Here is a 10,430-nt window from a genome sequence, read left to right as displayed (position 1 = left end):
AAAATACCAAGTACTTTTTATTGTAACCTTTAGTAAAATGGGTATTTATTGGAGGGGGTAATTTTAGTAAAATAAGTATTTTCCCCCTTCGGATTTTAGTAAAATGAGTATTTTAGGTTGTGTCTTTTCACTTATAACGATTTGTATTTCAGTTAATTATAAATGAAAAAACGCTTTCTTACAAAGAACCTCTACAAAGACTATTCTCACAAAGAAGGAAAATCTTAGGGAATCACAGGCTTCAAAAACGGCTGGAAAATGTGCATTTTGAAAACGGAAAATGAGAAACGGAGAAAAAATGAGCGAAGCGTTTCTTTAGTGCGATTTTTCCGCGCGTTAAAATGTGTAAAATTTTGTTTTTGTGTTGTAAAATATAAGGTGATCGGAACGATTGCCGCCGTTTTACAAATGTACACTTTTTTGGGGGCGGTGTACATTTGTAATGTGCATTTTGGGGGCTGGGTGTCTGATGTATTGGAGCGAAGCCGTGCGGAGCGTTCCAGGAGCGACGAGCGAAGCAAGGAGAGAGAGAACGACGGTTTACCAAAGTGAGCAAGCAGTCATTGGACTTAGTCCAATGCTGATTTTCTAAATCACTGATATATAACTGTTTACTTGTTTATATGTATGCGAATTGCATACATATTGCATACATTATTTTGATAATTCATTGAATTATAGTATATTGTAGCCGATATTTATGTATGCAACCCCCTATACGTGAAATTATGGCAACAACAAGTAAAGATACGTCTATCCGTATAAAGGAGAGTACAAGGTTTAGGCTTGATATGCTGAAAGGAAACAAATCGCACGATGCGTTCGTGGCCGAAATGTTACTCTATTTTGAAACAACGGGGATCACCCCGCAGTCGAATGTAATGCCGCCGAACATTGCGGCCAAAGAGCAGGCAAGCCGGGTGATCGAAGTTGTCCGGGGCATTGAGAAATCCACTAACGTAAGGCTGAAAAACATCGAACAACTCCTTTTGTCGCTTGTCGGGGAAGTGAAAACGCCGGGGGACAATCCGGACGAATATATGCACATCTCACAGGTACAGGAACTTTTGGAGCGTTCCAAGCAACTGGAACAGGAAGCCAGGGAAAACCGGGAGAAGGCCGGGAAACTGCAAACGGATCTCGAAATAGCCCGGCAGGAGAAAGGAACTCCGGCCGTCGGATGCAATACGCACAAGATCCTGGAGATCGTGGAGCGTATCGACGAGGTGAAGAAGATACCGACATTCAACGATACGGTTTATGAGATAGACCGTAATACGCTGGATATGTGGGTGAAAAGGTTAAAGGACGAACTAAAGAGATAAGCCTATGTTTGCCAAAGTACACCCGGCCGAGGACGTGAAAAGCGGAAATACGGGAAGCTGTCACGACCTGGTGCGTTATCTGGAAAAGGAAACGGGGGAGGGACAGCGTTTTTTCTCCCATACGGAGCAGGATATTTCACCCGAACGGGTAATTATGGATATAGACGGGAACAAAAAGGCGTTAGGGGCTAACGACGCTAAATTCTTCATGCTTTCGCTCAATCCGTCGCAGTCGGAACAAATGCACCTTATCGGCCGGAAAGTGGACGATTTTAAGGAACTTACACCACAGGAGAAAAAAGAGGTTTTCCAAAAGCTGGAGGCGTTCACCCGTTCGGCTATGGATGAATACGCCTTGAACTTCGGACGGGACAATATTAGGGGAGGCCAGGATCTCATGTATTACGCACGTGTGGAAACGGAACGATCCTATCATCCGGAAGATGAAGAGGTGAAACAGGGGATCGCCAGGATCGGAGAGCCTAAACCCGGTCTGAACTTACACGTTCACGTAATCGTTTCACGCAAGAGCCTGGACGGGAAAGTGAAACTTTCTCCGGGGGCTAAATCGGCCGGGAACACCTGGGAACTGGAGGGCAGGGGGACGGTGAAACGGGGTTTTTCACATGAGGGCTGGAAAGTCAGGGTACAGGAATGTTTTAACCGGAAATTCGATTACCAGGCCAAAGAGGGGGAAACTTATGTACGTCCGCAGGTATCGGCCGAGATCGGGAAGATCACGAACCCGGAGCTTAAAAGGATATTGCAGGACGAGCAGTTTACGGCGGCAAACCAGATCGTCGCAGCCATGAGGGAACAAGGTTACACGCACCAGGTAAGGAAGGGGGTGCATTCCTTTTCACGGGAGGGTGAAGTGTTCCAGGTTGAACACAGGCTCTTGAAAGCGTTCGAACAACCTCTGTCTGACGAGCAGCTAAAAAGCATAACGGAACGTTTCGACTTGACAAAGTACGAGGCGAACCCGGCCGGGTACAGGGAGAACGGTTTGCAGGTAAAGGATATAAGTTTCTCGACATATGTAAAAGATGAAGCACAGAAGGGGGAAAAGGCCTTGAAAGAGGTCGCTTATAAAGTGGTTTATGATGAACAAAACCATACGACGGTATCGTTCGCCACCGTCCGGCAGTTCGCATACGAGCATCAAATAAACCTGGTGAAAAGCGAACCGACGGCCGAAGCCGTCTTGAAGAAGATCAAGAACCCGGAGCTTAAAAACCTGTTGGAGAACTACCGTTTTACGTCCGCTAACCAGATTGTCGTAGCCATGAAAGAACAAGGCTACACGCATAAGGTACGGAAAGGGGTACATTCCTTTTCACGGGAGGGTGAACGGGTGAGCATACGGCACAAGGATCTGAAAAAATTCGCCGATCCGAAACTGGAGAGCCGCCACATGGAGGGCATTATCGAACGGTTTAACCTGTACAAGTACAAGCAGGAGGGCGTGGCCTACCGGGAAAACGGCCTGGAAGCCAAGAATATTTCTTTCCTGACATACCAGAAAGTGCCGATCGAGCCGGAAGAGGATAAAAGCGTGACCGGAAAGCCGGAAACAAAGGAGGAAGCGCAGCAGGAAACGCCGGGGAGCGAGGCACATCCGGAAGAAACGGAAAACGAAGCGGAAACGCCCATGCCTGAACCCGATCCGGTGAAATACAGGAAAGAGCTTAAAGAGGTGTCTTATGATGTACTGTTTGATAGGGAAACGAAAACCTATGTGCCGATTTCGGCGATCCGGAAATACGCATACGAGAATGAGATCAATCTGATAGACCGATACAAGCATGGGTACGCAGTCAGGAACGAGGATCTTAGGGAGTGCCTGGCAAATCCCGAATACCGGACGGTAAGGCAGATAAACAAGGCCATGAGGGAGAGGGGATATACGATCGAAAGGGACGAGGCCGGAAACTATACCTACATCAAGGGGGAAAGTTCTTTCTTTATGGAACACCGGGATTTGCTTGCCTTTACCGGGTACGCCAAAGATACCGGAGGCCGGGAAAGGGAAAGGGGAACGCACCGAAGCGCAGACAAGACGGTCGGGTTTATCGGTGGTAAGGCCAAACAAAAGCTGATAAACGAGATCCTGGGGGATAGCTTCCGGACGGAAAGGATGCTTGTAGGCAACGTGAAAAAGGCCGTCAGCCTTATACAGAACCCGGCTAATATAAAAATGATGCTGATAAAACAGATCGGCAGTTTTCTAAACCCGTTTAAAGAGTTATGATATGATGATGTATATTATTATAGGGATCGCCTGCCTGGTGGGGATCATCGTTGTTGTGCTGTTGCTTCCAAATTCCGGGAAACAGCAGCAAAAAGGACAGAAATACCGTTTTGAACTGTCGGCCGGGGGAGGGAGGAAAATAACCTTTGCCGATCCGTTCGATAATTTCCTGGTCTATGGTGGGGCGAACTCCGGAAAGACCAAAAGCATAGGAAAGCCCTTGTTAAGCCAGTATATACAGGCCGGGTTTGCCGGATTTGTCTATAATTACAAGGATTTCGATCTGGCAAGGACAGCCGTACACCTGGTAAAAAAACATAATTACCCTTATGGGTGCTTCCAGATCAGTTTCACGGATATGGAACGGACGCACCGGACAAATCCGATACGTCCTTCCGTGGTGAAGAATGAAACCTTGTTCTTGCAGCTAATGGATGATATGCTGACCGCCTACCAGGGAAAGGACGGCAAACGGGACGAGTGGTTTAACGGGGCGTTGGGGATATTAAGGGGCGTTTCGATCCGGTTTTATAACGATTATCCGCAGTTTTGCACGATACCCCATATCGTTAATTTCATTTGTTCGGCCGGAACTGTCCGGATAACGTCGTTCCTGGAGGGCAAGCACCAGAGCCGGGTACTGGCCGGGGCATTCCTGGACGCAAAGGACAGCCCCAAGACGCAAAGCAGCTATCTAAGCAGCCTTACCAACAGTCTAAGCACGCTCGCCAACGAAAAAAAGGTGTGTTATGTCCTTTCCGGAAATGATTTCGACTTTAACCTGATAGATCCGGAATGTCCGAAATTGGTTGTCGTATCGAACGCCTATCAGATCGAAAACCTGATTTCCCCGGTTATATCGCTCATGCTTTCCATTTCGTCCCGGCGTTTCACGCTGGCGAACAAAGTGCCGTTCTTCTACTTTCTGGATGAAGCGACCACGTTCCGGATCGCCGATTTCGAGAAACTGCCGTCCGTTCTAAGGGAATACCTTTGCAGTTTCGTTTTCCTCACGCAGTCGGCGGCGAAGATCGAGAAGATATACGGGAAATATGACCGCAGTTCGATAGAATCCAATTTCGGGAACCAGTTCTTTGGCCGGACAAAGGACATAGAGGCCTTGAAAAGCTACCCGCTTGTTTTTGGAAAAGAGGAGAGGCAGAGGGTTTCAAAGACCACCGGAAGCAGCCGGGGAGGGGAGAACCGCAGCCGTACAGTTTCCACGCAGAAAGAGGAAATATACGACACGAATTTCTTTACCAGCCTGAAATCGGGCGAGTTCGTGGGGAGTGCGGCACATTCCAACATGAGGAACTTTCATTTGAGGTTTGAAATGTACGAGGACAAGGAAGATCCGCTTCCGATCGTGCATCCCGTACTGGCCTCGGATATAGAGGAAAATTACCAGCAGATCATAAGGGATATACAAGGCATTGAATAACAAGGGAAGTGTGGCGACATTCTACAAAGTGTGGGACAACTCCACACTTTTTTGTGGAATATAAAAAAGGGGTAAAATTATAAAAGTTTGATAATTAGTGTATTTATTAAAACAGTAGTGTATTATGTCAAATTGGAATGGATTTTGTACAATATAATTGTATAAATACACTCCAGTTTGAAACTCCAGTGCAATAGCAAAGGTTGTTTTTGGATTGGCCGGATAAGAATTTATTTACTTAAATACTTAAAAATAAACTCCTTATGAAAACGCCTTTGTTTATCTTGCTCCAGGCTACTGGAGGTATCAGAAATGAAGTAAACACATTCCTTAGTGATTATGCCGTTCCGGTGATCGCCATGCTCCTGATCGTGGGAGTGGGGATCGGTGTGGTGATGAATTATGATAAGATTATAGACCGGGACGGACAGGGAACAAGAAAAGAGGGTATTGTAAACTTACTCTGGGTAGTTGGTTACATCATCATCGGGCTTGCGATCATTGCAGCCGTTATCGCACTTATCAATAGCAAACTTAAAATGTCCCTCTAATGGACTTCCAGGTTAGAAAGGGGCTGGAAACACCCCTGAAAGTGCATGGAATGAGAACGAAGTTTTTTTGCATCTATTGTATTATCCTGGCTGTGATTGTTCTTTTTGTCGTGGGCTTCCTGACAAGTGCCATGAGTGGGGAGGGATCTTTTTTGGCCTTTATCGTTTCGCTGGTGGCCGGGGCGTTCGCCTCTGTGGTCTTGCGGATCGTCTTTATCAACCTTTCCATGCAGCGCAAGTTCGGCAAGTTCAAAAGACAGGTATTTGTCATATCGAATAAGGATCTGTTAAACAGCCTGTAAACACTCTTTTTATGAAAATATCGGCAGCGCAAGCGTACTGTATCTTGGATACGGTAGGATCTTCCATACTTACCAAATCCGGCGAAATATCCGTTTCCTACCTGTTGGAATTGCCGGAGGCCTATTCGCTGGATCGCTCGGATCTGGAGGAAAGGCATAACGAGTTATTCCGGGCTTTCCAGTATGTCCGAACCGGGTTTATACATAAGCAGGACGTGTTTTTACGCAGGAAATTCAAGCCGGAATATGTGATCGAGGGGGAGGGCTATATACAGACGGCCGAAAGGAAGTATTTCGACGGACGGGAATACCTGCATCACTTCTGCATATTGTCCTTTACGCTTTCGGGACTGCAAAGCCTTGAAAAAGCGTACCAGGCCAACCCGTTGGCGTATAGCGAGAAACTGGCGAAGGCAGACCGGGACAGGCTGGCCGAGTTTCTGGAATCGGTGGAGAGTGCAGTTTCCATTATCCGGAATATCCGTGGCACGCAGATCCGGCCGTTGAACGTGGCCGAGGTGAAACAGCACCTTTTCCGGTACGTGAACGGTTTCCATGACGACGAGGGACTAAGGGATATACAGTGTTCCGATATGATAAGGATCGGGCAGAAGAAAGGGATATTCTTTGCCGTTTGTGATGAAAGGTATCTGCCCGACAGGATGAAAGTATATGTTACGGACAGCACTTTGCAGGAGGCAAACAGCCAGCTTTATATGTCGATGCTGGAAAGGATCGGCGTTCATGTGCCCTGTTCCCATGTGGTAAACCAGATATGGAAATTCGCCGGGGGAAGCTACCGGGAGGAACTGGCCGAGAGGGTGAAGCTGTTCGGCCGTTACCGGGAGTTTGACAAGGCCATAAAAAGCCGTTATGACGGCCTGGCCTCGTATGAGCAGGAGATCATCAACGAGGAAAACGTGCTTTGCAAAACGCACCTGAACGTGTTGCTGTTGGAGGATGACGAAACGATCCTGAACCGACAGACGGAACAGGTAAAAATGATTTTCACGAACGCCGGGTTTAAATATTACATTCCAAGTTACGAGGGGCTTTATAATATCTTTATAGGCTCGATCATCGGCCGGGAAAACAACCTGAATCCGGACTACCTGTTTCTTTCGGATCTGCATTCGTCGCTCTGCATGGGGATCAATTACTCTACGTTCCGCAGCGACAAGGAGGGGATCTTGTTTAACGAACGGCTGTATCAAACACCGATTCGAAAGGACGTTTGGGACGCAGATAAGAAACGCATTCCGGCACGTAACATGATTATCGTCGCATCGACGGGTGGGGGAAAGTCGGTTACGTCGTTGAACATCATCCAGCAGAACATCGAGCAGAATTATAAACAGATCGTCGTCGAGTTCGGAAAGAGCTTTTACCAGCTTTCGCAGTTGTACCCGGACAGGTCGCTGCATATTGATTATGACGGCAGCAGCCCGTTGGGGATCAATCCGTTCTATACGGCCGGGAAGCAGCCGGACAACGAGAAGATAAAGACGCTTGTAAACCTGGTGCTTAAATTCTGGCGGTCTAAGGCGATCATGGAGGACACGAAACAAGTTGTTTCGCTGACAAAGATCATTTGCCGTTATTACGAGGATATTCCCGACGGCCATTGTTTCCCGGACTTTTACAGGTACGTCCAAAGAGAGGGGAAAAAACTGTATGAGCGTTTGAATATCCTGCCGGAATACTTCGATATAGACAGCTTCCTGCACGTGTGTTCGGAATTTATGCCGGGGGGATTTTATGAGAACGTGTGCAAGCCGTCCCCACTGGAGAACGATATGCAGAACCGGGATTTTATCGTCTTTGAGCTGACGAAGATAAAGAAAGATCCGTTCCTGATTTCCGTCATTATGACAATCCTTTTCGATACGATAGAGAACAAGATCCTTTCGGATCGTTCCGTCAGGGGGATGCTGATCTTTGACGAGTACGCAGAAAGCCAGTCTATAAAGGACACCTTTTCAGGTGCGGACATACATTCGACGGTGGCGTTCTGTTACCAGAAACTCCGCAAGGAAAACGGGGCGGTGGGTACGATCGTCCAGTCATTGGCGCAGCTTCCCGATAACGAGTACACGAAAGGCATTATCGCCAATACGCAACTCTTATACGTGCTTCCGGCCAACGAGATCGTTTACGACCAGACGGTAGAGGCGTTCCATATCAAGAACCGGAGCCACGTAAACCTGATGAAGTCGATCCGTAACGACTTTTCAGGGGTACGGCCGTATTCGGAGATATTCATCCGGTTTATGGATAGTTATGCAACGGTGGTACGCCTGGAGCTTTCACCGGAAAAATTGCTTGCATTCCAGACCGACGGCGAGAAATGGAACAAATTGCAGGAGATTTACAAGGAGGCCGGAAGCATGGAAACGGCCATAGAGAAGTATAAACAATTAAAACAGAAAAGTTATGAAACGGAAATGTCTATGTAGTTTGCTTGTGATGATGTGCTTTTACTGTACGGCGTTCGGCCAGTGGGTGGTGTCCGATCCGGCCTTGACGCAGCTATCGCAGATAACCTGGGCGAAAGAACTTAAACAGGCATACGAACAGTTTCAAGTGCTGGGGGAATCCAGGGACATACTGACTAAGAGCCTGGATCTGTACCGGCAGGTGAACGGGGTTATCAAAAACTCTAAAATGGTGTTGCAGGTGCTTTCCATGCAGGGGGAAATGTTGGAACTGGCGGCGAAAGAGTGCACCCGGTCGGACGTGTTTACCGGACAGGAGGCATACGGGGAATATACGAACGTGCTGAACAAGATCATGGAGGAAAGCGTGCTTTCCTTTGACCTGATCCGGACGATCATATCGCCCTCGGTGAGCATGACCGACGGGGAGAGGATAAAAATTATCGTGGATCTGGATAACAAGCTGAAAGAGAACCGGGACAAGATGCTCGACGAGAGAGCGAGGTTTAATACGGTCAATGACGCTATAAAACGGATCGCAGCCCTGAAATCAACAGCCAAGAAGTGAGCCTATGGAAGTGATCGACAATGTGATTAGCGCATACGAGGCCGTCAAGATGAACGGCGTCAGCCAGGGGATCATCGCCCTTTGTTCCTTTATCGCCGTTATCATCGTGATACAAAAGTTCGTGACGGCCTGGAAAGAGGCCTTTAGCGAGGGGGACAAGCCCGTCGATATGAAACAGTTCTTCAAACTGTTCTATATCTATATTTATGTGTTCGCCATTATCATGGTCGCACCGTTCGCCTTTACGATCGTGGAAACGGCACTTGGAAATCTTCAGAACGAATTGATAAGCCATTATCAGGAGGACGTGGATCTAAGCATTGACGAGGCGATCGTAACCTTTACAAAGGACTATATCGAGGACGTGCAAAGGCGGCATAACTGGGTAGGGCAGCAGATTCAGGAGGTTATCATGCTGCCGTTCAATATTGCGGCTTATACGATACTCCTGTACGCAACGAAATATATATTTTTCTTCTTTGCGTCAGCCCGGTATCTGTATCTTATACTCCTGGAGATCGTCACGCCGATAGCCGTAATACTCTACATGGACGAGAAAACGAGGCATTATACGCACGCATACCTGAAAAACCTGTTTGTCTGTTACATGACGATCCCGGCGTTCCTGATAGCCAACGCCCTGGGGTCTATCATTGCGGAGAATATCATGCACATGTGCGGACAGAACAAATATACCATGCTGGGACTTCTTTTCGCTTTCGTGTTCAAACTTTTCCTGTTTGCCAAAAGCGTGAAATTTTGTCGTGAACTGTTTTAAATCCTGATCTTATGAATAAAGACGATATACTGAAAGATTTTGATACACTGGCCGAGGCCAAGCGCAAAGGAGCGGTAAACTTAAAATTGTGCCTGGGCTTTGCCCTGGTGGTGGTTGTCCTGGTGCTGGCCTGGGGACTGGTGGTGAATTTTACGGCACTGGATAAGGTGGTCGTGGTGGAGCGATCCGGCGAGTACCTGAAAACGCACGCCGAGGATAGCGAGGCTCTGTTTCTTGCCCTGGTGAAAAAGACGTGCGCCGAGGCGACCGGGTACGCTAACAGCTTCGATCGCCTGAACCTGAAAAAAAATCAGGCGCACGCCGCTTTTTATGTCAATAAGAACGATCTGAATGCCGTGTTCTCAAAGTATTATAATGATAAGGCCTATTTTGATGCGGTGCAGAACGGGGCGGTCTATAAATGCGAGATAGACAGCATCCAGACGATCGCCGGGGACAATGAGCCGTACAAGGTGGCTTTCACTTCCACCCTGACGATTTACGGCGTTTCGGGGCAGAAGCTAAGGTTTCTTATCAGGACGAAAGGGGAGATCGTGAGAACCACGCCGCAATTTCCGGAGAACGTGACGGGATTTTTCTTTAACCAGTTTATACAGCAGATTGTCCGGATAGAACAAGAACCTGAAAAAAAGTAACACTATGGATAAGGCCACGAAAACAAAAATAATCCTGTTCGCATCCCTGGGGATCTTCGTGCTGGTGGTGCTGGCCGTTACGCTGGCACTGACCGGGAAAGGGGACAACCGGGAAGAGGACGG

9 protein-coding genes are annotated in these 10,430 nt (G+C 47.7%); all 9 read left to right on the top strand.

Annotated features, from left to right (window positions below; all coding sequences use genetic code 11):
* Positions 1 to 728: 728 nt before the first annotated feature.
* The 9 genes from INE92_RS26180 to INE92_RS26140 all read left to right on the top strand — a co-directional run bounded on the left by INE92_RS26180 (position 729) and on the right by INE92_RS26140 (position 10,307).
* Positions 729 to 1,325 (top strand): BfmA/BtgA family mobilization protein, encoded by a 597-nt coding sequence (locus INE92_RS26180; protein ID WP_224205130.1) that lies wholly within the window; start codon positions 729 to 731, stop codon positions 1,323 to 1,325.
* A 4-nt stretch (positions 1,326 to 1,329) separates the two neighbouring features.
* The gene (locus tag INE92_RS26175; RefSeq protein ID WP_212702086.1) at positions 1,330 to 3,576 is read left to right on the top strand and encodes a DUF5712 family protein; all 2,247 of its coding nucleotides are present in this window, start codon (positions 1,330 to 1,332) and stop codon (positions 3,574 to 3,576) included.
* 1 nt (position 3,577) lies between these two features.
* The gene (locus INE92_RS26170; protein ID WP_005842196.1) at positions 3,578 to 5,017 is read left to right on the top strand and encodes a type IV secretory system conjugative DNA transfer family protein; all 1,440 of its coding nucleotides are present in this window, start codon (positions 3,578 to 3,580) and stop codon (positions 5,015 to 5,017) included.
* A gap of 263 nt (positions 5,018 to 5,280) precedes the next feature.
* Positions 5,281 to 5,568, top strand: coding sequence for a hypothetical protein (locus INE92_RS26165; RefSeq protein ID WP_005842194.1), 288 nt, complete (start codon positions 5,281 to 5,283; stop codon positions 5,566 to 5,568).
* Positions 5,568 to 5,870 carry a hypothetical protein gene (locus INE92_RS26160; RefSeq protein WP_005842192.1) on the top strand — a complete coding sequence of 101 codons (303 nt, stop codon included), beginning with the start codon at positions 5,568 to 5,570 and terminating at the stop codon, positions 5,868 to 5,870. The genes INE92_RS26165 and INE92_RS26160 overlap by 1 nt, the downstream gene beginning before the upstream one ends.
* 11 nt (positions 5,871 to 5,881) lie before the next feature.
* Positions 5,882 to 8,326, top strand: coding sequence for a VirB4 family type IV secretion system protein (locus INE92_RS26155; protein WP_005842190.1), 2,445 nt, complete (start codon positions 5,882 to 5,884; stop codon positions 8,324 to 8,326).
* Positions 8,304 to 8,873, top strand: coding sequence for a lipase chaperone (locus INE92_RS26150; protein ID WP_007659504.1), 570 nt, complete (start codon positions 8,304 to 8,306; stop codon positions 8,871 to 8,873). The genes INE92_RS26155 and INE92_RS26150 overlap by 23 nt, the downstream gene beginning before the upstream one ends.
* 4 nt (positions 8,874 to 8,877) lie before the next feature.
* Positions 8,878 to 9,651: a hypothetical protein gene (locus INE92_RS26145; RefSeq protein WP_005842185.1), complete on the top strand. Its 774-nt coding sequence runs from the start codon at positions 8,878 to 8,880 to the stop codon at positions 9,649 to 9,651.
* 11 nt (positions 9,652 to 9,662) lie between these two features.
* Positions 9,663 to 10,307, top strand: coding sequence for a hypothetical protein (locus INE92_RS26140; protein WP_005842183.1), 645 nt, complete (start codon positions 9,663 to 9,665; stop codon positions 10,305 to 10,307).
* Positions 10,308 to 10,430 lie beyond the last annotated feature (123 nt).

Source organism: Bacteroides xylanisolvens (assembly GCF_018289135.1).
GTDB lineage: Bacteria > Bacteroidota > Bacteroidia > Bacteroidales > Bacteroidaceae > Bacteroides > Bacteroides xylanisolvens.
The sequence above is the reverse complement of the archived record's forward strand: the minus strand, read 5'-3'. Positions and strand labels throughout refer to the sequence as shown.

Excerpts from the sequence above, each read along its gene's own strand:
- INE92_RS26180 (WP_224205130.1), top strand. The coding sequence starts at position 729 with ATGGCAACAACAAGTAAAGATACGTCTATCCGTATAAAGGAGAGTACA.
- INE92_RS26175 (WP_212702086.1), top strand. The coding sequence starts at position 1,330 with ATGTTTGCCAAAGTACACCCGGCCGAGGACGTGAAAAGCGGAAATACG.
- INE92_RS26170 (WP_005842196.1), top strand. The coding sequence starts at position 3,578 with ATGATGATGTATATTATTATAGGGATCGCCTGCCTGGTGGGGATCATC.
- INE92_RS26165 (WP_005842194.1), top strand. The coding sequence starts at position 5,281 with ATGAAAACGCCTTTGTTTATCTTGCTCCAGGCTACTGGAGGTATCAGA.
- INE92_RS26160 (WP_005842192.1), top strand. The coding sequence starts at position 5,568 with ATGGACTTCCAGGTTAGAAAGGGGCTGGAAACACCCCTGAAAGTGCAT.
- INE92_RS26155 (WP_005842190.1), top strand. The coding sequence starts at position 5,882 with ATGAAAATATCGGCAGCGCAAGCGTACTGTATCTTGGATACGGTAGGA.
- INE92_RS26150 (WP_007659504.1), top strand. The coding sequence starts at position 8,304 with ATGAAACGGAAATGTCTATGTAGTTTGCTTGTGATGATGTGCTTTTAC.
- INE92_RS26145 (WP_005842185.1), top strand. The coding sequence starts at position 8,878 with ATGGAAGTGATCGACAATGTGATTAGCGCATACGAGGCCGTCAAGATG.
- INE92_RS26140 (WP_005842183.1), top strand. The coding sequence starts at position 9,663 with ATGAATAAAGACGATATACTGAAAGATTTTGATACACTGGCCGAGGCC.